Source organism: Brachyspira sp. SAP_772 (assembly GCF_009755885.1).
Lineage (GTDB): Bacteria > Spirochaetota > Brachyspiria > Brachyspirales > Brachyspiraceae > Brachyspira.
The window spans coordinates 563,616-585,428 of record NZ_VYIX01000001.1 but is presented as its reverse complement, the minus strand read 5'-3'; the positions used below and the strand labels follow the sequence as shown (position 1 = coordinate 585,428).

At 29.2% G+C, this 21,813-nt stretch carries 19 protein-coding genes; 2 read left to right on the top strand and 17 right to left on the bottom strand.

Going from position 1 to position 21,813, the window contains the following annotated elements:
- Positions 1-52: 52 nt before the first annotated feature.
- The 11 genes from rpiB to ilvB all read right to left on the bottom strand — a co-directional run bounded on the left by rpiB (position 53) and on the right by ilvB (position 11,302).
- On the bottom strand, positions 53-502 hold the full coding sequence (gene rpiB / locus GQX97_RS02555; protein WP_157150388.1) for a ribose 5-phosphate isomerase B: 450 nt from the start codon (positions 500-502) through the stop codon (positions 53-55).
- A gap of 38 nt (positions 503-540) precedes the next feature.
- A complete protein-coding gene (locus tag GQX97_RS02550; protein WP_157150387.1) occupies positions 541-1,248 on the bottom strand; it encodes an acyl-[acyl-carrier-protein] thioesterase in 708 nt (235 codons plus the stop codon).
- 537 nt (positions 1,249-1,785) lie between these two features.
- Positions 1,786-2,502, bottom strand: coding sequence for a polyphenol oxidase family protein (locus GQX97_RS02545; RefSeq protein WP_157150386.1), 717 nt, complete (start codon positions 2,500-2,502; stop codon positions 1,786-1,788).
- Positions 2,495-2,731 (bottom strand): hypothetical protein, encoded by a 237-nt coding sequence (locus GQX97_RS02540; protein WP_101503436.1) that lies wholly within the window; start codon positions 2,729-2,731, stop codon positions 2,495-2,497. The genes GQX97_RS02545 and GQX97_RS02540 overlap by 8 nt, the downstream gene beginning before the upstream one ends.
- A gap of 138 nt (positions 2,732-2,869) precedes the next feature.
- Positions 2,870-3,958 (bottom strand): 3-isopropylmalate dehydrogenase, encoded by a 1,089-nt coding sequence (gene leuB / locus GQX97_RS02535; RefSeq protein ID WP_157150385.1) that lies wholly within the window; start codon positions 3,956-3,958, stop codon positions 2,870-2,872.
- 18 nt (positions 3,959-3,976) lie between these two features.
- On the bottom strand, positions 3,977-4,459 hold the full coding sequence (gene leuD, locus GQX97_RS02530; RefSeq protein ID WP_014936083.1) for a 3-isopropylmalate dehydratase small subunit: 483 nt from the start codon (positions 4,457-4,459) through the stop codon (positions 3,977-3,979).
- Positions 4,460-4,674: 215 nt separating this feature from the next.
- Positions 4,675-5,922 (bottom strand): 3-isopropylmalate dehydratase large subunit, encoded by a 1,248-nt coding sequence (gene leuC, locus GQX97_RS02525; protein WP_157150384.1) that lies wholly within the window; start codon positions 5,920-5,922, stop codon positions 4,675-4,677.
- A 221-nt stretch (positions 5,923-6,143) separates the two neighbouring features.
- Entirely contained in the window at positions 6,144-7,640 is a 1,497-nt protein-coding gene (locus tag GQX97_RS02520) for a 2-isopropylmalate synthase (RefSeq protein ID WP_157150383.1), read from the bottom strand.
- 376 nt (positions 7,641-8,016) lie between these two features.
- Positions 8,017-9,012, bottom strand: coding sequence for a ketol-acid reductoisomerase (gene ilvC / locus GQX97_RS02515; RefSeq protein WP_157150382.1), 996 nt, complete (start codon positions 9,010-9,012; stop codon positions 8,017-8,019).
- A 67-nt stretch (positions 9,013-9,079) separates the two neighbouring features.
- Positions 9,080-9,607, bottom strand: coding sequence for an acetolactate synthase small subunit (gene ilvN, locus GQX97_RS02510; RefSeq protein ID WP_157150381.1), 528 nt, complete (start codon positions 9,605-9,607; stop codon positions 9,080-9,082).
- 21 nt (positions 9,608-9,628) lie between these two features.
- Entirely contained in the window at positions 9,629-11,302 is a 1,674-nt protein-coding gene (gene ilvB / locus GQX97_RS02505; RefSeq protein ID WP_157150380.1) for a biosynthetic-type acetolactate synthase large subunit, read from the bottom strand.
- Positions 11,303-11,701: 399 nt separating this feature from the next.
- Here ilvB and GQX97_RS02500 point away from each other — a divergent pair, with 399 nt between their 5' ends.
- Both GQX97_RS02500 and GQX97_RS02495 read left to right on the top strand, forming a co-directional pair.
- Entirely contained in the window at positions 11,702-12,010 is a 309-nt protein-coding gene (locus GQX97_RS02500; RefSeq protein ID WP_157150379.1) for a phasin family protein, read from the top strand.
- A 66-nt stretch (positions 12,011-12,076) separates the two neighbouring features.
- A complete protein-coding gene (locus GQX97_RS02495) occupies positions 12,077-13,753 on the top strand; it encodes an AarF/ABC1/UbiB kinase family protein (RefSeq protein WP_157150885.1) in 1,677 nt (558 codons plus the stop codon).
- On the opposite strand, the gene GQX97_RS02490 is transcribed toward GQX97_RS02495, so the two are convergent.
- Genes GQX97_RS02490 through GQX97_RS02465 form a run of 6 tightly spaced genes read right to left on the bottom strand, consistent with a single transcriptional unit; the run spans position 13,754 to position 21,478 of the window.
- Positions 13,754-14,431: an SH3 domain-containing protein gene (locus GQX97_RS02490; protein WP_157150378.1), complete on the bottom strand. Its 678-nt coding sequence runs from the start codon at positions 14,429-14,431 to the stop codon at positions 13,754-13,756.
- Positions 14,432-14,440: 9 nt separating this feature from the next.
- The gene (locus tag GQX97_RS02485; protein ID WP_157150884.1) at positions 14,441-16,120 is read right to left on the bottom strand and encodes a BatD family protein; all 1,680 of its coding nucleotides are present in this window, start codon (positions 16,118-16,120) and stop codon (positions 14,441-14,443) included.
- The gene (locus tag GQX97_RS02480; RefSeq protein WP_157150377.1) at positions 16,104-16,946 is read right to left on the bottom strand and encodes a tetratricopeptide repeat protein; all 843 of its coding nucleotides are present in this window, start codon (positions 16,944-16,946) and stop codon (positions 16,104-16,106) included. Before GQX97_RS02480 ends, GQX97_RS02485 begins: the two co-directional genes overlap by 17 nt.
- Before the next feature lie 14 nt (positions 16,947-16,960).
- On the bottom strand, positions 16,961-17,977 hold the full coding sequence (locus GQX97_RS02475; RefSeq protein WP_157150376.1) for a VWA domain-containing protein: 1,017 nt from the start codon (positions 17,975-17,977) through the stop codon (positions 16,961-16,963).
- A 45-nt stretch (positions 17,978-18,022) separates the two neighbouring features.
- Positions 18,023-19,609: an amidohydrolase gene (locus GQX97_RS02470; RefSeq protein ID WP_157150375.1), complete on the bottom strand. Its 1,587-nt coding sequence runs from the start codon at positions 19,607-19,609 to the stop codon at positions 18,023-18,025.
- A 57-nt stretch (positions 19,610-19,666) separates the two neighbouring features.
- Complete coding sequence (locus GQX97_RS02465; protein WP_157150374.1) at positions 19,667-21,478, bottom strand: ABC-F family ATP-binding cassette domain-containing protein; 1,812 nt, start codon at positions 21,476-21,478, stop codon at positions 19,667-19,669.
- Positions 21,479-21,813: the final 335 nt, after the last annotated feature.

Below are 21,813 nucleotides of genomic sequence, written 5' to 3'. Positions count from 1 at the left end.
TAATTAACTTTAAGCCCTTTATTTTTGTAAATCAATAATAATTTATAAAAAATTAAATTTCCTCGCCGTTCTCTATTTTTGTAATAAGTCCAACCCTTTTAGCATGTCTTCCGCCTTCAAACTCAGCATCAATCCATTCCTTAACAATCATCTTAGCCAAGTCAACACCTACTACCCTAGCTCCAAAAGCTATTATATTAGAATTGTTATGCAATTTAGAAAGTTTAGCAGAATAAGGCTCACTGCAAACTGCCGCCCTTATTCCTTTTACCTTATTAGCAGCAAGTGAAATACCTATACCTGTACCGCATATTAAAACTCCGCCATCAAAATTTCCATTAGCAACTTCTTCAGCAACCTTTTTTCCATATATAGGATAGTCAACACTTTCTGTAGTATGCGTACCAAAATCAGTAACACTATGTCCTAATTCTTCTAAATATTTTATTATCTCTTTTTTTAATTCAATAGCTGAATGATCACAGCCTATAGCAATTTTCATAATATTAATTCCTTTTTATTTTTATATGATATATTATACTATAAACTATAAGAAAATTCTATTATAGCATAAGTTTTATTATCTTCACTATCAAACTTAAGTAAAACTTTATCATTAATTAAAGCTTTCTTTACAACTATAGTATCTCCCAAAGCAGCAGGTACTCTATATTCTATTCTTATTCTTTTATAATTATCTTCTACATAATCTATTGCCATATCAATATATCTTGCATTATTTACATGATTATTGTCATCTATAAAATATTTTTTTACTTTAAATCTATCAACTTCTTTTAAACTTTCATTATCAACTTTTATCTTTCTAGGCAAATAATGCATTTCTTGCTTTTCATCAAATTTAATTTTTTTAATAAAATCAGAAGGCACTCTAATTAAATTACCATTAGATAAATCAACAAATCCTCCTATAGCATAACAAATAACAAGTTCATTATAATTTTCATCATATATTACAGTATTTCTATAACCATAAGCCTCATTACATTCATACACATAAGTACGTACTATAACTTTGTCGCTATATTTTGGAAGTTTATATATATCAACTTGCCTAGATACCAAAAACATACTAACATTATTTTCATGGAAATATTTTGTAAGTTCTTCCTCAGAATCTAATTGAAAAAATGAACAATCCTGCATTAAATCAAATATTGATGAAGTTTTTAAAAGTCCATCTTTATCAATCTGACTAGTACCTACAATAGCCTTCATTTCATACATAAATAATAAAACCTTTTTTAATTAAAATAATTTCAAATATTATAATACTAAAATAATAATTGTCAAAGCAATTAGACTTTCAATTTCATACAGCCGCACGGTTAGCTGATTTCTTATATAATAAAAATTGCTATAATTAAAATATTTATTTTTATATAAAAAGTTCATCGTGCGGTTAATAAAACTTTAAATTTAAAAAAACTCTAGGGTGGGAAGCTATGAATTCAGATAAAAGTTATTAAAATAAATAAAATTATAATTTAAAAAAACAAGCATAAAATATTGAGGGTGGGGAGTGAGAATAAAATTTTTTTTACATACCCCGCCCTTTTACATATTTTGCTTAATTTAGTAAATATAGTTTTTTATTTTTTTAATACTAAAAAAGAAAAAGCATGCCCGCCCAAGTTTATATTAGATTAAATGCTAAATTTGCCGCACGGTTAACAATATTTTATAAATAGAATAAATTAAAAAATAGAAATTGATATAAGTTATAAAATCTATTTAGCGTGCGGTTAAAATAAAAAAATAAAATTATAACAATACCCCAAGAGTAAGTATTCTTCCAACTTGAACACCATCTCGTCTGTATGAGTAAAACTCTTTATCATAAGTATTAAACTGAGAAATTTCTATATTATCTTCTAAAACCCCTAAATTAAGCATTTGCTCTCTTATCTCAAGCCCATTATCAAAATGCCATCTATTATTAATCATAACCTTATTTTTGAAATGAACTGCTACTTCATCACCTACCTCATAATCTTTTAAAGCTATGTAAGGAGCAATATAAACATACATTTCTGAAGGCTCAGCATTATATTCTTTTATCATTAACTCAATAGTTTTAGGTACTATCTTATCACGCGTTCCTTTCCAACTAGAGTGAATAGCTGCCATTGATTTTGTCTTGCTGCAATATATAATAACAGGGGCACAGTCAGCAGTTTGAACAACTAAAGGTACATTCTTAAGATTTGTTATCAAAGCATCAGTATTTTCTACAACTTTCTCCCTTCCTCCAAATGAAGCTATATTATTTTCATCTATTTTTACTATATTTACTTGATGAACCTGATGCATAAAAATGGATTTATTTATATCAAGATTAATATATTGAAAAAAATCATCTTCTCTTTTTCTTCTATATTCAATCGTTACATCTTTAGCATTAATATCTTTTTCTTTAGGAAGCACAGCTATATATATTTTATTATTATTATTTTTCAAAGGATAAATAATATTAAGCATTTTTTAATCTTTTAATTTCAGCTTCTAATTCTTTTACTTTATTAGTAAGGTCTTTAGTTTCGCTTCTAGATTGTTCCATAATGTTTTCATACAAAACAAAAAACTTCTGTGCATATTCTAGTTTTTGTTTTAATTCATTTATCTCTTCTTTATAGATGTCTATCTTAGAAGAGAGAAGTTTATTATCTTCCTGCAATTCTAGAATAGTTTCTTTATCATTATATTCCACTTATACAAATCCTAATTTTTTCTATATAATATAATTATGTACATTAAAATTAAATTGTCAAGTTAAATTACATAATTATATTATCATAATCAAGTAAATATGAACTATAATACAAATAATTATTTAACTATTAATTTTTTATATATTAGATACAATAATATCTGCCATTTCAGAACATTTTACTAATTTGTATAAATTATATATATTTTTATCTTTAGGCATAATATCTATAGTTCTATAACCCTCTTCTATAGTTTTATAAACAGCTTTCTCTATATTATCTGCTTCTTTATCTAAATTAAAAGAATGTCTAAACATCATAGCAAGAGAAAGTATAGTACCAATAGGATTAACCAAATCTTTACCTGCAATATCAGGAGCAGAACCATGAATAGGCTCATATAATCCAAGAGTACTATCAGCAAGACTTGCAGAAGGAGCCATACCAATAGAACCAGTTATAACGCTAGCCTCATCAGAGAGAATATCGCCAAACATGTTTTCTGTAACTATAATACCGAACTGAGAAGGATTAGCAATAATCTGCATAGCAGCATTGTCTACATACATATCATTATATTTAATGTCGCTATACTCTTTTGATAAATTATTCATAACCTCACGCCACAACTTAGAAGTATGAAGTACATTAGCTTTATCAACAGAAGTTAAAGGCTTTTTTAGTTTTCTAGCCATCTCAAAAGCAACCTTACCTATTCTTTTTATTTCGTTTTCATCATAAGGCATAATGTCTGTTGCTTTTTTTGTGTTATTAGTGTTTTCAAATTTATGCTCTCCAAAATACACTCCTCCTGTAAGCTCTCTTACTATAACAAAATCTATATCATTTTTAGTGATAATCTCTTTTAGAGGTGAAGCATATTCTAATGATTTAAGCATTTTTATAGGTCTAATATTAGCATAAAGCCCCATACCTTTTCTTAATTTAAGAAGCCCCTTCTCTGGTCTATTCTCAGGAAGCACATTGTCCCATTTAGGACCGCCAACAGCACCCAAAAGCACAGAATCAGAAGATTTGCATTTTTCTAAATTTTCATCAGTTAAAGGAACTCCATATTTATCTATAGAAGCTCCCCCCATATCAACATATTCTAAATTGAATTTATGAGAATATTTTTGCTCTATTTGTTTTAATATATCAATAGCCTTAGAAATAATTTCAGGACCAACACCATCCCCTTCAATAACAACAATATTTTTTTCCATAAATAATTATCCCTTAAATTAATTTTTTAAAGAGTTTAAAAGCCCATTAGAGTTAATGATATTTTTTATAAACTCTGGAAAAGGCTCTGCCTTGTAGCTTTCATTTTTTGTAATGTTTGTAATAATGCCGCTGTCAAAATCAACTTCAACTTCATCCCCTGCATTTATTTTTTTGCTAGCCTCATCGCATTCTAATATAGCAAGCCCTATGTTAATAGAGTTTCTATAAAATATTCTAGCAAAAGATGAAGCTATAACGCAAGATATACCAGATTCTTTAATGGCAATAGGAGCATGCTCTCTTGAAGAACCGCATCCAAAATTCTCTCCTCCCACCATTATATCACCTGCTTTAACCTTGCCTACAAAATCTTTATCAATATCTTCCATACAGTGGGAAGCTAACTCTTTATGATTAGCAGTATTTAAATATCTTGCAGGAATAATAACATCAGTATCAACATTATCCCCATATTTATGAACGAAACCTTTAGCTTTCATATTATCTCCTATAATAAAGTAATTATTTTTTATCTATGGTCCTGTCCACCGCTATACATGTTTTGTAATTCTACTATTCTTTTGAAGTACAAACATAGATTTGCTAAGTATACTTATATCAAATTAAATACTATATAATTAGTATAACTTAATTTGCACTTTTTGGTTCTTTTTGCGGCGGGAAAAAGAACAACAAAATTTACAAATTTAATTTTTTACTTAGGCTCTGTTATGTATCCTGTCAAAGCACTGTATGCTGCTGTAGCAGGACTAGCCAAATATACTTTTGAAGTTTTATCCCCCATTCTTCCAACAAAGTTTCTATTAGTTGTAGTAACAGCAACCTCATCATGTGCAAGTATTCCCATATATCCGCCCAAACAAGGTCCGCATGTAGGAGTTGATACCGCACAACCAGCGTCAATAAATATATCCATATAACCTAATTTTATGCACTCTTTATAAACTTTTTGTGTAGCAGGAATAATTATGCATCTTACATTCTTAGCTACTTTTTTGCCTTTTAAAATATTTGCAGCAATAGCCATGTCAGATAATCTTCCATTTGTGCAAGAGCCTATAACAACCTGATCAACTTTTATGTCTTTTAATTCTTTAGCTTCTTTTGTATTTTCTGGTAAATGAGGACAAGCAACTGTAGGCTCAATTGCAGATAAATCAATATCATACTCTTTTTCATAAACTGCATCATCATCAGCTTTAAAAATAGTATAATCTCTTTTTACTATGTCTTTTAAAAATTCTATAGTTTTGTCATCAACTTCAAATATTCCGTTTTTTGCACCTGCCTCAATAGCCATATTAGAAATACAAGCCCTATCGTCCATAGTAAGAGATGAAACACCCTCTCCCCTAAACTCCATAGATTTGTATAATGCTCCATCAACGCCTATCATACCTATAATATGAAGTATAACATCTTTTCCAGATACATTTGGCTTTAACTTTCCTTTAAGATTAAACTTAATAGCAGAAGGCACCTTAAACCAAACCTTTCCAGTAGCCATAGCAGCAGCCATATCAGTGCTTCCAACACCAGTAGAAAAAGCACCAAAAGCCCCATAAGTACAAGTATGAGAATCAGCACCAATTATAACTTCACCGGGAGCAACTAAACCCTTTTCTGGTAAAAGTGCATGCTCAACACCCATATCACCCACATCATAATAATGAGTAATATCATGCTTATTAGCAAAATCTCTGCATTGTTTGCACTGCTCTGCAGCTTTAATATCTTTGTTTGGAGCAAAATGGTCCATAACCAAAGCTATTTTTTCTTTGTCAAAAACTTTATTAAAACCGTATTTCTCAAATTCATTTATAGCAACAGGGCTTGTTATGTCATTGCCTAAAACTAAATCGGTTTTAACCATTATAAGCTCACCTGCTTCAACCTTATCAACTCCAGCATGTGCAGCTAAAATCTTTTGTGTGATAGTCATGTTCATATCCTTAAATTAATTTATACTAAAAATTATTTTTTATTATTTGCAGGGCTTTGCCCCGCACCCCACTTCTTTTGCTGCCGCAAAGAAGCAAAAAGGCTGCATTTTTAGCTAAAACTTAAACTTTACAATACATTTTTAAAATATATTATAATTAATATATCATATAAAAAGGGCTTTTACAATCTATTAAAAATTGCATAAGCCCTATATAAAAATTATAATTTATTCAAACCATTAATATAAGCCATCAAACTTGCCTGTATAATATCAGTACTTACAGCTCTTCCAATAACTGTTTTGTCATCAGAAGCAAGTCTTACAATAACCTCTCCCAAAGCATCTTCGCCTTCAGTAATAGCATTAATAGTATATGTAACCAATTTAGCTCTATTTGATGTTACAGAGTCAATAGCTCCAAATGCCGCATCAATAGGTCCGTTTCCTTTACCTATAGCCTCAACAACATTGTCTTTATTGTCAATTATAGATACAGAAGCAAAAGAAGATATTGAATCACTGTCATTAACCATAAAGCTTTTTAATGTGTATGTAGGGTTTTCTATATTTGTGTTTCCTATCAATAATGCTTCAATGTCAGAATCTGTAACTACTTTTTTCTTGTCTGCCAAAGCTTTAAACTCTACAAACTTATCTTCTAAAGCTTTATCATCAATGTCATAACCCAAAGATTCAATTCTATCTTTAAAAGCATGTTTACCAGAATGTTTACCTAATACCATTTTATTTTGAGGTATTCCTATATCTTCAACATTCATAATCTCATAAGTAGAACGTTCTTTTAATACACCATGTTGGTGAATACCAGCCTCATGTGCAAAAGCATTAGCACCCACTATAGCCTTATTAGGAGCAACCACCATACCAGAAATTGTAGATAATAATTTTGACACTTTATAAATGCGTTTAGTGTTAATATCAGTGTATGCATTATAAAAATCTTTTCTTGTTTTTATGCCCATTACAATCTCTTCTAAACTAGCATTACCAGCACGCTCACCTATACCGTTAATAGTACATTCTACCTGAGTAGCACCAGCCAACACTGCAGACAAAGAATTAGCAGTACCAAGTCCTAAATCATCATGACAATGCACAGATATATCAACATTCTCTATGCCCTTAACATTCTCTTTTAAATATTTTATTAAGTCAGCCATTTCAAGAGGAGTAGTATATCCAACAGTATCAGGAACATTTATAGTAGTAGCACCGTTTTCTATAGCAACAGAATAAGCCTTAGCTAAAAACTCTCTATCGCTTCTTGATGCATCTTCAGCAGAAAACTCTATAAACTCAAATTTGGTTTTAGCATAAGAAACAGATTCTTTTATAGTTTCTAATACTTGCTCTCTGGTCATCTCTAATTTATGCTTTAAGTGTATATCACTTGTAGCTATAAATGTATGAAGCATAGGGTGTTTTGCCTCAGCAAGAGATTCATAAGCTCTGTCTATATCTTTTTTGTTGCATCTTGCCAAACTAGCCAATTTAGCATTTTCTACAACCTTGCTTACTTCTCTTATAGCATTGAAATCATCATCAGAACATATAGCAAAACCTGCTTCTATTATATCAACGCCTAATTTATCTAATTCAGCTGCCATCTCTAATTTTTCAGCCAAATTCATAGTACAACCGGGAGACTGCTCTCCATCTCTTAAAGTAGTATCAAAAATTTTAATCTTTCTCATTGTTAAAACCTTTTTATAAAATAACCATTGTATAATTAAATATTTTTATTGTTTGTATAAAAATTGTTTATTTTTTCTTGTTCTTTTTCCCGCAGCAAAAAGAACCAAAAAGTGCAAAATAGTATATATAAATAATATAAATTATCTTTTATATATAATATGATTTATTAAATTATTATCAAATGCAGTTCTTTTGGTTCTTTTATACCAATACCACAGGCACTTCCTTCGGTCGTAAAAGAACTGGGGTGCGGGGCAAAGCCCTGCAAATATTCTTATAAAAAAACTGACTTTTGATAAACTTTAATTTTTTTATTGTATAAACAAAAACTCCTATATAAAAATATTTAATTATAACACTGAGTCTAGATAAAAATTACTTTTTAATCCAGCTCATCATCTTTCTTAACTCTGCACCGACTTTCTCTAATTTATGCTCACTCTCTAATCTCTTAGTAGCATTAAATTTAGCCTTGCGTCCTGCACTAAACTCTTGAATAAACTCACTAGCAAAAGTTCCGTCTTGTATCTCTCTCAATACTTTTTTCATCTCTTTTCTAGTTTCATCTGTTATCATTCTTCTGCCAGTTCTGTAATCGCCATATTCAGCAGTGTTTGAAATAGAATATCTCATCATAGCAAAACCGCCTGAATATATCAAATCAACGATTAATTTCATTTCATGTATACATTCAAAATAAGCCATTTCTGGTTCATAACCTGCTTCTACTAAAGTGTCAAAACCAGCTTTCATTAACTCTGTAACACCTCCGCATAATACTGCTTGCTCACCGAATAAATCAGTTTCAGTTTCTTCTCTGAAAGTAGTTTCTAATATACCAGCACGTCCTGCACCTATTCCAGAAGCATAAGCTAATGCATAATCTTTAGCCCTTCCGCTTTTATCTTGATAAACAGCTATTAAACTAGGAACTCCTCTTCCTTCTAAATACTGACTTCTTACAGTGTGTCCGGGTCCTTTTGGAGCTACCATTATAACATCTATATCTTTAGCAGGCACTACAAATTGAAAATGAATATTAAATCCATGAGCAAACATTAACACATTACCCTCTTTCATATATGGAGCTACCTGACTATTATAAATATCAGCAGCAACCTCATCTGGTACAAGCATCATAACTATATCAGCAGTCTTAGCAGCCTCTGCTACTTCCATTACTTTAAATCCAGCTTCCTCTGCCTTTTTGCAATTAGCACTGTCTTTTCTAAGTCCTACTATAACATTCATTCCGCTGTCTTTTAGGTTCTGTGCATGAGCATGACCTTGACTGCCGTATCCCATTATAGCTATAGTTTTTCCATCTAATAATCCTAGATTACAATCAGCATCATAATATTTTTTTATCATTTTATTTCTCCTTAAAATATTTGTTTTTTAGTTTATTAAAATATTTATTATAAATTATTTAAAATTATCAAAACTCAAAATTGTTTATTATATTCATATCAGGAACATCATCGCCCAGCTGTATAGATGTTACTCCCGTTCTTGAAAGCTCTAATATATTGAAATCTTTTAAAGCCTCTAAATAACCGTCTATTATAGAAGCAGAAGCTGTAATTTCAACTATCATACTCCTACTTCCTATATCAAGTATAAGACCATTATGTGCATTAGTGATATCGCAAACTCTGCGTTTATTAGAATCATCTATTTCTATTTTTACTAATAATAAATCTCTTATTATACTATTACAATGATCTATCAAATGAACAGAATGAACCTCTATAAGTTTAGAAGTTTGCTTCATAATCTGTGTAATATGTAAATCATCTCCCTCTGTAACTATAGTCATTCTTGATATGCTAGGCACACAAGTTACAGAACAAGTAATAGTTTCTATATTAAAACCCTTTTGACTAAATAATAAAGTTATTCTGTTTAATACCCCAGAACTATTATCTACAAATAAAACTAAAACCCTTCTTTGTTTATTATTCATATTTTTTGCTCCTACTATTTTTTAATCTACTATTATATCATCTACTGTTCCGCCTGCTGGTATCATAGGTAAAACTCTCAAATCTTTATCTATAACACATTCTATCCAAACAGGACATTTACATTTTAATGCCTCTTCAAAAGCACTCTCAAATTCGCTTATAGTTTCACACCTAAAACCTTTAGCTCCAAAACCTTCAGCTACTTTCACATAATCCATTTTTTTATTTATATCAGTGCTTGAATATCTAGATTCATAAAATATAGTTTGCCATTGTCTTACCATACCCAATGTGCTGTTATTAAGTATTATGCTTATAATAGGTAAATTATATTCAACAGCAGTAGACACTTCATTTAAATTCATATAAAAAGAACCATCACCTGTTATATGAATTACTCTTCTATCTGGCTTAGCAACCTGAACACCTAAAGAAGCACCATATCCAAATCCCATAGTTCCCAAGCCTCCACTAGTTATAAAGCTCCTTGGCTTAGTATGGCGTATATATTGAACAGCCCACATCTGATGCTGACCTACATCGGTAACATATATAGCAGCATCTTTAGTTTTTTCGCCTATTATATTCATAACTCTACTAGGATAAATGCCGTCTTTATTTGTGTTTCTCTTAATATCTTCCTCTTTTTCTTTTGATATTAAATCAGATAAATATTTTACCCATTCATCATCTTTCACTCTTTTTACAAGTTTATTAAATCTATCTAATACATCATTCAAATCGCCTATTATACTATAATCAACATTAACGTTTTTATTAATCTCACTTCTGTCAATATCTATATGCACCTTTTTAGCTCCACCACCAAATTTGGAAGTGTTCAAAGCAACTCTGTCGCTAAATCTTGTGCCTATAGCAAGTATTAAATCAGCTTCATTCATAACCTTATTAGCAGTAGCAGAGCCATGCATTCCGAGTAAGCCAATATTCAATTTTTCATTATAGCCCAATACACCAGCCCCCATTAATGTATGAACCGATGGTATATTAGAGTTAATCATAAACTCTCTTAATTTATCGCTTGAATCTTTAGCTCCGCCCCCAAAATATATAATAGGCTTTTTAGACTCATTTATTAATTTTGCTACTTCTTTTATTGTGTTTTCATCTTCAGAACTTATTTGAACTGGTTTTGGAGTAATTTTTTGTTTGCTTACAAATTCTGTTTCTGCTATAGTTATATTTTTTGGTATATCTATTAAAACAGGTCCCTTTCTTCCAGTATTTGCTATATAAAAAGCTTTTCTAATTGTATTAGCCAAATCATTAATATCTCTAACAACAAAATTATGTTTTGTTATGGTCATTGTTATTCCGGCAATATAAACCTCTTGGAAAGAATCTTTACCTATCAAACTTGTAGGTACATTTGCTGTAATAGCAATCAAAGGCACACTGTCCATATATGCTGTAGCTAATGGTGTTACTAAGTTGGTTGCTCCCGGTCCGCTTGTTGCAATTACAACGCCTGTTTTTCCGCTGGCTCTTGCATATCCATCAGCAGCATGACAAGCACCTGCCTCATCAACAGGCATTATATGCTTTATTTTATCTCTATATTTATAAATAGCATCGTATATGTTTAAAGCAGCTCCGCCCGGATAACCAAATACAGTGTCAACCCCCTCCTCTATTAAAACTTCAATTAAAATATCTGAACCATTCAATTGCATAAAAATCTCCTAAAATCTACTGAAATATAGTATTGCAAAAATATATACAAATATAACAGAATATAATTTATTATTTTTTTGTTTTATTTTTTGTGTGTGTAATTTGTTATGATAAAAACTTTACAGGATAATAATGAGAGATAGGAGAATAATAGATATGCTAATTTGATTGAAATGTGTGAAAAATGACTTCATTATTCATCTTCTCCTTATCTTATTTTTATAGTATTATATAATACTTCTAATAATATTGCAATAGCAAAAGCAAATATTTTTTATAAAAAAATATACAATAAAATATAATCAAAAAAAATACTTATATATAATTTGAGAGTGTTGACTTTTTATTAAAAAAAAAGATAATAAAATAAATTAATAATTTCCTAAGGAGGAATAACTATGGGAATTTCTGATGAAATAAAATCTGGTATTTATACTGGTATAGGATTTATGCTTAAAGGAAAAGAAAAAGTAGAAGAGGCTGCAAAAGAGTTTATAAAAGATAAAAACATGAGCACAGAAGAAGGTGAGAAATTTGTAAAAGAAATGGTTAGTAAGGCTAATGAAACCAAAGAAGAAATAACTCAATATTTGGATGAAAGAATACAACACACTATGGATAAAGCTGGTTACGTAAAAAAAGAAGAATATGATGCTATAAAAAAAGAATTAGAAGAATTAAAAAGCAAAATAAATAATCAGCAATAATTTACAAACAAAAAATTATAATATTATTATCTTTAATAATAAATAAATATTTTGGGGCATATCGTGATGAAGGGGAAAAAATCTTTAAATAGGACAAAAGAAATTGTATCAGTTATAATGGCATATGGTTTTAAAGATATAATTGCTGTTACTCCTATATTAAAATTAGTAAAAAATCCAATACAAAAATTTAATGTAAAATATAAAGGAGTGGATTTAAGAAGCTACACACGAGGCCAGAGAATAAGAATGGCTTGTGAAGAACTCGGGACTACATTTATAAAGCTAGGACAAATACTTTCAAACAGAAGCGATATACTTCCTAAAGACATTATTGATGAATTAAAAAAACTTCAAAATAATGTTAAGCCTTTCGATGAAAAAGAGGCTGTAGCAATAGTAGAACAGGAATTACAAAAACCTATAAGTGAAGCTTTAGAGTCTTTTGACACTACCCCTAAAGCAAGTGCCTCAATTTCCCAAGTACATATTGCTGTATTAAAAACAGGTGAAAAAGTTGCTATAAAAGTAAAAAGACCAAACATAGAAGAGAATATACTTAATGATATTGAGATAATTACTTGGCTTTCTTCTATATTAGAAAAATATAATGAAGAGTTTGCTTTAATAAGACCAGAGAAGTTAATAAAGGCTTTTAAAAATCAGCTCTTACAAGAATTGGATTTTAATTTTGAAAAAAACAACACTATAAAATTTCAAAAATATTTCAAAAATAATAAAAATATAAAAATAGCAAAAATCTATGAAGAATATAGTACAAAAAATATATTGACAATGGAATATATAGAAGGAATTAAAATCTCTGATATTAGTCCTGATGATACAAGATATGACAAAAAAAAATTAGTTTCTATTGGTGTTGATTGTGTATTGGAGCAGATATTTAAATTAGGTTTCTTCCATGCTGACCCTCACCCCGGTAATTTAATGGCTTTGGATAATAATGTATTATGTTTTTTAGATTTCGGTATGATAGGTTTTATTCCTCCAACTTCAAAAGAGGCTTTCTCTTCTCTTATAATGAGTATTAATAATGCTGATTATATTAATCTTTCTAAAGCCGTATTAGATTTATGCGACCATAGTGAAATACAAAACATGGAAGATTTTAATATGGCTATATTTATGCTTATAAACAAATACATAGATATGCCATTAGAAAACATTAACATAGAAGATATATTCAATGAACTTATATCTATAATAAGAGAGTTTAGGCTAATGCTCTCTGGAAATATAATGCTTCTTATAAAATCATTAATAGTATTAGAAGGCGTTGGAAGAGATTTGGATAAAGACCTTAAATTAGTAGAACATATAAAGCCTTTTGCTTTCAAATATGTTAAAGAACAATTAAAACCTGATAATCTATTAAAACAATCTAGAAATGTAATTAGTGATTATTTTCATGTTTTAAAAAATGTGCCTTCTGATTTGGGTGAAGTTATAAACCTAATGAGAAAAGGCAATATTAGAATACAGCTTGAACATAAAAAACTTGACACTCTTGCAAATACTTTGGATAGCTTGGGAGACAGATTAAGTTATTCTATAGTATTAGCTTCATTAATTATTTCAAGCGGACTTATAATAGCTACCAAAATGCCGCCTCTAATACATGGTATATCATTAGTTGGGCTTGTGGGATTTTTATTATCTGGAATAATGGGATTTATTATGATTATAAGCAGATTTATAAGAAAGTATGTAAAGAAAAAATAATTATATCTTTTCAAAGTACTCTTTGTTAATCCAGCCTTTTGATATCCCATTAACATAATACCAATTAGAAGACTCTTTTATCACTCTAAATTTCTCACCCTCATATACACTAGAAACTATATCAGACTTTAAACTGCTCCCGCTATATATGTTGGTATTTTTAACTATTATAATATAATCTGATTTTATAGTGTTATATGAGTATATAGAAAAAACAAGTAAAATAACAGATAAAATTAATAATAACCAATTTGTGTGTTTCTTTTTCATAAACGATACAAATAAAAACACTGTAAAAAATACGAACAAAACCAAACTTACATAAAAACCAATTATATAAAAAGAATCATAATCTTTTCTCTCTGTTATTTTATTTATATTGTTTTTAATATCTTTGTCGAAAGGTGCTATATTCAAAGCTCTCTCATACCATAACACAGCATAACCATTACTATTAATCTCATAATATGAAGAAGCTAAATTATAATACAAATCTTTAGAAACAACATTAGAGCTTACTAAATTAAGATATAAATTATTGGCTTCTATATACATTCCTTGATTATATAAATCATTTGCATTTTTAAATATATTATTGATGTTCTCTAAATCATTTTGAGCAAAAAGGAAATTGCATCCAAATATTAAAAACATTATAATAATTTTTTTAATACTCATAAATAAAAGTCACTTCTTTTTATTAATACTAGTAATTATTTCAATAGCCTTACTATGATAATCTATATTTTCACTCGATTTACTTCCAGAATAAAGCTCCCTCTCACAAGAATCTATTATAGATTTTATTTCTTTTATTTTCTCTTCTTCTGCTATGCCATTTAATTCCAAATAAATATTTCTAGAGTTCGTATTTAATTTCTTTTTAATCTCTTTTTCAATATAAGAAATAACACTCTTACAATACTCTTCCCTATTTCCTTCGTTATAATTTGTGATCATAACACTAATACCAGATTCTTTATTGTTATTTGAAGAAGCTAAAGCTAATGTTTTAAGCTTTTTCGAAAAAACTATAATAAAAGAAAATACTATTAAAATAAGTATATAAATATAAACAATATTAATATTCAATAAATTAAAAGGCTTTTCATTTTTAATATAAGTGTCTTTAATATTGATGATATTAGGTTCATTATTATTATCAACAAAATGAGAAGAGCCAATATTTCCGCCCATCATAGAAAAAGATATATTGCCTGAATAAACATTACTATAGCTTTTAGCATCTGGAGAAAAATAACAAAAAGCTATATTTGACAAACTAAACTCTCCGCTATTAGTTGCCACCATCACATATTGTTTTGTCTTTTTAGCCATCATTTTATCATCTTCAAACCAATTAGTTTCATAAGTTTTAGGCTGATAAACAGAAAAATATTTATTGATATTTGTATCAATGCTAGGCATATTTATAATAGAAGTATTACCCTCTCCAAAAACCTCTAAACTAACAACAACCTCTTCACCTATTTTCAAATTAGTTTTGTTAGCCTTAACTGTAAAATCAAACTCTCCAACACCGCCAGAAAAGTTTTTGTACCCAGTGTTATCAGGAAGAGGAAGCACCTTTATGTTATATTCTTCTTCCCCATAAAGCACCCTATCAAAAAACATATTATTCTTTTCAAAAACAAACTCAGTAGTGATGATGTTTTTATTTCCATCTTTTAGAGCGTATAACACCTCTTTTTTTAATGGTATAACACTTACTCTCTTTCCGTCAATTATCTCTGTAAAAGAATTGTACTCTGAAGAATCTGTATAAGAAATAAAATCTGTTCTGTCAGCTATTTTAGATATGCCAACCACATTAACAGGAACATGAGTGTAGGCTTTTTGTGTAATATATATAGGCTCATACAAATATACTTCTGTTTTGTTTATAGTGTTTTCAACATGTATATCTTCAGAATAATTCATAAATCTGTCAAAAGAATCAGAATCAGGAGCATCGCTTTCTCTTTCTCTAACAGGCTCATCTACAACTTCTAAAGTAAGGGGATTTGCTTTGTAAGTTGTATTATCTATCTTTACAGTGATATTATCTATATTATATATTCCAACCCTATTTGCCACATAAGTATAACTATATGTTTGAATGGATTTAAAAGTTCCCCCGCTTAATGTCATATTTCTTGTCTGCGAAGTTCCTCTCAATAATAAACCATCTATATTTGGTATGGTAACTTTTCCTTTTGTATTATTAATAGTTACAGATAAACTAAAAACTTCACCGATACCTATTTTTTCATCAGAGAGTTTAGCTGTAATTGTAGTTTGAGAAAATAAGGCAGAAACATTTAATAAAAATAATAGAATAATTATTACTTTACCAGTCTTTATCAATTCTTCCTCCGCCATAATATTGATCATCATTTTCTTTATCTTTTCTATATTGTCTTAATGAATCTAAGAGCCTATCAATATCAGTTTGAGTGTTTTTCTCTTCATCATCTCCGTTGTCGTTGCCATTATTATTATTTTGATTATTGTCTTGATTATTGTTTTGGTTATCATTATTATTTTGATTATTCTGCTCATCATCATTATTTTGATTGTCTTGATTATTCTGATTGTTGTCTTGGTTATTTTGATTATTGCCATTATTATTTTGATTGTTGTTATTATCCTGATTATCCTCACTATTTTGATTAGAGTTAGCATCATCTTGATTATCATTATTATTATTTTGAGCACTCTCGCCGCTATTTTTTTTCTGCTCTTCTAATTTCTTTTTTGCATATTCTAAAGCACTCTTTGCATTATTATCATCAGGCTTATTTACCAAAGCTTCTATTAACTCTTCTATAGCTCCCGCATAATCTTCTATTTCTATTTTGCTTATACCAGCATTATAATAAGTTGAGTTTTTTATATCTTTAGAAGTTTTTTCTGTAAAGTTTTTTTTAGCCATATCAAAGGCTTGAATAGCAGAGTCCATCTCTCCCATAGAAGATAAAGTAGTGCCCATATTATAATAAATTTCTGGAGATGTAGGCATCTTACTTAAAGCCTTCTCATACAAGCTTATAGCGTTATCATAATCGCCTTTTCTTAATAACCTATTAGCTCTATCAACATCAATCTTCGCTGTAAACTCATTTAAAGACAAAGCATAGGAGCTTGAAAATAATATTAAAAATAGTAACAATACTTTTACTCTAAACAACACAAATCACCTATTTATTATTTAGTATCTTTAATGATACTACTTTTATTATTTTTGTAAAGAACTCTTTTTTGAGTTAATATATTTAATATGCTGGCAACTATAATTAAAATAGTAGAAGCAAACAAGAATATCTGAAATCTATCTTTATAGCTTCTATTATTTTTTATTGTAGAGACACTATCCATATTATTTTTTATATTATTAAATATAGTTTTTAAAGATACATTATCTGCAATATAAGATTTTCCGCCTGTAGAGTTTGCTATTAATTGCAATGTTTTATCATCTCTTTTTGATATAACAGTTTTTTCAGAATAGCCAATATCACTGCTTATGCTAGCTCCAAGTTCAGAACCCACACCAACAGTATAAACACTAATATCATTGTCTTTTAATTCTTTTAATATATTATCAAAATACCCCGCATGGTCCTCACCGTCTGTTATAAGTATGATAGATTTTTTTCCCGGTATATTAACATTAAAAGTGTTTTTAGCAGTAACTAAAGCATCTGCAATTCTAGTGCCCTGCAAAGTTACAGATTTAGTGTTTAATTCATTTAATATATAAGAAAAAGTTTCCATATCCTGAGTAAAAGGCGAAGCCACAAAACTAGTGCCCGCAAACCCAACCAAAGCTACAGAAAGATTATCCGTGTTTTTTACAAAATCTTCTATTTCTAATTTTGCCCTTTCTAATCTTGAAGGCCATACATCATCACCCTCCATAGAACGAGATAAATCTAATAATATAGTTATCATATAATTATTAGTTCTTATTTTTTGCTCTATTATACCCCACTTAGGCTGCATCAATGCAAATATTGATAAAGATAATGCAAGTATTAAAAATGAAGCAGAAAATATTCTTAGTTTGGATATTCTTTTATAATTTTTATCGTTTTTAAAATTTGCATTTTTAGTAAATACAGATAATACCTTATTTACCTTAAAACGAGAAGTCACTAAAAAAAATATTAGTACAGGTATAATTATAAAAAGAAATACAAACTTAAAATCTTCAATAAACATAATACAATAATAATATATTAATTTATTATTTAATCAATAAGAAAATCAATTATCTCTGCTGTATACAATATCCCCATCAATAATAGTTTTTAATACTTTAATATCTTTTATTTCTTTTTTATCCACTTCAAAAATATCTCTATCTAATACAATAAAATCTGCTAATTTATCTTCTTTTATGCTACCTTTGAGTTTATCTTCAGAAGACAAATAAGCACTTCCCATAGTATATAAATAAACTGCCTCTTTAACAGTAAGCTTCTCTTCAGGCATCCAACCGCCCTCTGGCCAACCATTTAAATCTTCTCTATTAACGGCACAGTGAATACCTTCCATTATGTTAATTCCGCCAGCAGGACCAGCAGTACCAAAACCTATATGAATACCCATATCCATAGCAGTTTTGTAAGCATAGCTTGTTTGAGCTCTCTCCTTACCAACACGCTCTTCAACTATATGCATATCATAATTCAAAAATATAGGGTGATAATATATACAAACATTTAACTCTTTTATTCTCTCTAATAATTTTTTATCTGTTATCTGACAATTTATCAAACCGTTTCTTCTATATTTAAAATCTTTAGTATCTTTAATTTTCTCTATTGAGTTTAATGCCATTTCTATAGCAGCGTCCCCAGTAGCCTGTATTATAACAGAATAATCTAAACTATTAGCATATTTTACTAATTCATCAAGCTCTTCTTGCTTGTACTGACTAACTCCCCTAACACCTTGAGCATCATTATAATCTTCTCTAAGTAAAGCAGTTCTTGAGCCTATACCTCCATCTATAACAAGTTTTATACGAGCAACTTTAAATCTATTATCATTAATATATTGATAGTAGTAGTATTGTCTAAAATCGTCTATATCCTGCTTATTAATAAACTCAGCCTGTTCACATACTCTTATTTTTAATTTCTTTTCTCTATGAAGTTTTTGATAAGCATCTATTACTTTCTTATAATCAAAATCAGGAAGCCCTCTTAAATCATCAGTCTGAACAGATGTAATACCCATCTTAAAAAACTCTTCTTGTGTGTCTAATATTATTTCTTTTAATTTATCCATCTCAAGAGATTTTATTTTTGATAATATTAAACTCATAGATTTTGAAGATATAAGACCATTCTCAAAATCTATAGTGTCAGATTTCATGCTCTCAGTAATGCCGCAAAACTCAAGAGCCTTACTATTTGCTACTATCATCTCTCCGCAGCATCTTCTAAAAGCAACAGGATATTCGCTAGATATTTCATCTAAATCATGTTTATTAAGCATTCTCTTCTCTTCAAAATAATCCTGATTCCAGCCTCTTCCTATAAGCCAATTATCACACTTCTCAGCATTTTTAGCAATTTCAATAACCTCTTTTATGGATTTGCAATTACTCAAATCTAGCATAGTATTAAAACGAGCATAAACTACAAAATTAACATTACTGTCATTAAATCCCGGTATAACTGTTTTTCCCTCTAAATCTATTATTTCAGATGCATCCTTATATTTTTTTAATACCTCTTCATTGCTTCCTGCAAAAACTATAACACCATTATCAACAGCAACAGCTTCATAAATGCTGTCATTTTTATCCATAGAATATATTTTAGCATTTTTAAAAACTTTCATTTTTTAAAATCCTCCATAAACTTATAACTCTATTTTTATAGAATATTTTTTTATTTTTTATTCTAACATAGCCTTTATACTATCAATCTCTTCATTGATTAAAAGCCATTCATTTTCTTTCTCTTCTATTAATTTCTTAACCTCTAATAATCTCTTACTCTTATCATCATTATAATCTTTTTCAAAAAAATTTAATATATCAATCTCTTCTTTTTTATAATCCTCTATTTCCTTCTCATATTTTTTTAACATAGATTCAGCCTTAGAAAGCCTATTTCTAATCTTTTTTCTCTCCTCATAATTGCTATTATTTTTTTCTGCCGCACTTGTATCTTTAGTGCTATTAGCCTCTTGATATTCTAATTCTCTCTCCTCTTCCTCTAAAGCCTCCAAACGAACCTTATAAACATATGCCTCATAATCACCATTATAGAGAGAGAGTTTTTTGTCTTTAACTTCTATTATGGTATCAGCTAAAAGACTAGCAAAAGTCCTATCGTGCGAAGTGAAAAATATAGTACCTCCATAATCACGCAGAGAATTAGCAAGTGCCTCAACAGTTTCAAAATCTAAATGGTTCGTAGGCTCATCCAATATAAGCACATCTGCACATTGTGTAATAGCACAAAGCAAAGATAATCTTGCCATCTCTCCTCCGCTCAACACCTTTACATCTTTATTAACATCTTCTCCAGAAAATAAAAAACTTCCTAAAAGTGTTAAAAGCTCTTGAGTTAAAAGACCTTGCTTGGCATTCTTTTTTAAATAAGAAAGTACATTATCATTTGCAGTGATGTTTTTGTAAGTATCTTCTCCGAAATATGCAAGCTTTATACCATAAGAATAATTATAATTTCCAGATACAGGTTTAAGCCTTCCTGCTATAGTTCTTAAAAAAGTGGTCTTACCCTCTCCATTCTCTCCAAGCACCGCAACTCTGCTTCCTCTAGGTATCTCCATTCTCCTGCTTGTTGCCACTACCTTTTCACCATAGCCCACAGATAAATCGTCAGATATAATAGCAAAACCTTTTTTAGATTCAACTTCAGGCAATCTTATTCTCACACTCTTTGCTGGGTGATTAATCTCTATAGTTTTTAATTTCTCTATTTGTTTTATACGAGATTGTACTGCTTTTGCTTTTGATGCCTTATATCTAAACCTCTCAACAAATCTTTCTAAATGTGCCTTTCTCTCTTCTACATTCTTATTATATTTTTTTATTGTATATTCTTTCTCTTCTTTATATTCAAAATAATCTTCTATATTGCCCGGAAAATAAGTAAGTTTACCCTTTTCTATTTCAACAGTTTTCTCGCAAGTAGTCTTTAAAAACTCCCTGTCGTGAGAAACTATTAAAAAACCTCCATTATAATCCATTAAAAAATTTTCTAAATCTATTAATGTATTTAAATCCAAAAAGTTTGAAGGTTCATCCAGTATTAAAAAATTAGGCTCTTCAAGCATCATCTCAGCAAGCTTCACTCTCATTCTATAACCGCTAGATAAGCTTCCAATATTATAATTAACTTTTATATGGTCAATTCCAAACCTGCTAGCTATCTTAGAGCATTTCCAAGATTCTTTTCCGCTAACTCTTACAAGATAATCTATAACCTTCTCACTCTCATCAAAATCTCCCTGCTGACGAAGATAACCAATTCTCACATCATCAGAGAATATTACCTCTCCATCATCTGCCTCTTCAAGCCCCATAAGAATTTTTAAAAGAGTGGTCTTACCCGCACCATTCCTACCTATCATGCCTATTTTGGATTTCTCCTCTATAAGCAAATTAACATCGTCAAGCAAAACTCTGTCTATAAATCTCTTGGATATATTAACTATATTTATAATACTCTTAGCCATCTTCTTTATTTAATTTCAAATTTATTTTATTACTAATTTAGTAAGCAATTTTATAATAGTTTTAAAAATTATTCAATAACATAAAATCATGTTTATATCTTTAAAATATATATTCTAATTTACTTACATTCCCCGCCCTATTAGCTTTTTTGTATTATTTAAAATCTTTACTTTAATTTTATTTAATGCTAAATTTAAAAAGCACCCCACCCAAGCTTTAATTATATTGTTAATCTATTTCTCCGCACGCTAAGCATATCAAAAAATATAATTAAAATTCTATTTCAAATTAATTAATATATTTTTGTTTAATTCAGCGTGCGGGTGTGGAGTTT

Coding starts and splice junctions, on each gene's coding strand:
- rpiB (WP_157150388.1), bottom strand. CDS start 502: ATGAAAATTGCTATAGGCTGTGATCATTCAGCTATTGAATTAAAAAAA.
- GQX97_RS02550 (WP_157150387.1), bottom strand. CDS start 1,248: ATGTATGAAATGAAGGCTATTGTAGGTACTAGTCAGATTGATAAAGAT.
- GQX97_RS02545 (WP_157150386.1), bottom strand. CDS start 2,502: ATGCTTAATATTATTTATCCTTTGAAAAATAATAATAATAAAATATAT.
- leuB (WP_157150385.1), bottom strand. CDS start 3,958: ATGGAAAAAAATATTGTTGTTATTGAAGGGGATGGTGTTGGTCCTGAA.
- leuD (WP_014936083.1), bottom strand. CDS start 4,459: ATGAAAGCTAAAGGTTTCGTTCATAAATATGGGGATAATGTTGATACT.
- leuC (WP_157150384.1), bottom strand. CDS start 5,922: ATGACTATCACACAAAAGATTTTAGCTGCACATGCTGGAGTTGATAAG.
- GQX97_RS02520 (WP_157150383.1), bottom strand. CDS start 7,640: ATGAGAAAGATTAAAATTTTTGATACTACTTTAAGAGATGGAGAGCAG.
- ilvC (WP_157150382.1), bottom strand. CDS start 9,012: ATGATAAAAAAATATTATGATGCTGATTGTAATCTAGGATTATTAGAT.
- ilvN (WP_157150381.1), bottom strand. CDS start 9,607: ATGAATAATAAACAAAGAAGGGTTTTAGTTTTATTTGTAGATAATAGT.
- ilvB (WP_157150380.1), bottom strand. CDS start 11,302: ATGCAATTGAATGGTTCAGATATTTTAATTGAAGTTTTAATAGAGGAG.
- GQX97_RS02500 (WP_157150379.1), top strand. CDS start 11,702: ATGGGAATTTCTGATGAAATAAAATCTGGTATTTATACTGGTATAGGA.
- GQX97_RS02495 (WP_157150885.1), top strand. CDS start 12,077: ATGAAGGGGAAAAAATCTTTAAATAGGACAAAAGAAATTGTATCAGTT.
- GQX97_RS02490 (WP_157150378.1), bottom strand. CDS start 14,431: ATGAGTATTAAAAAAATTATTATAATGTTTTTAATATTTGGATGCAAT.
- GQX97_RS02475 (WP_157150376.1), bottom strand. CDS start 17,977: ATGTTTATTGAAGATTTTAAGTTTGTATTTCTTTTTATAATTATACCT.
- GQX97_RS02470 (WP_157150375.1), bottom strand. CDS start 19,609: ATGAAAGTTTTTAAAAATGCTAAAATATATTCTATGGATAAAAATGAC.
- GQX97_RS02465 (WP_157150374.1), bottom strand. CDS start 21,478: ATGGCTAAGAGTATTATAAATATAGTTAATATATCCAAGAGATTTATA.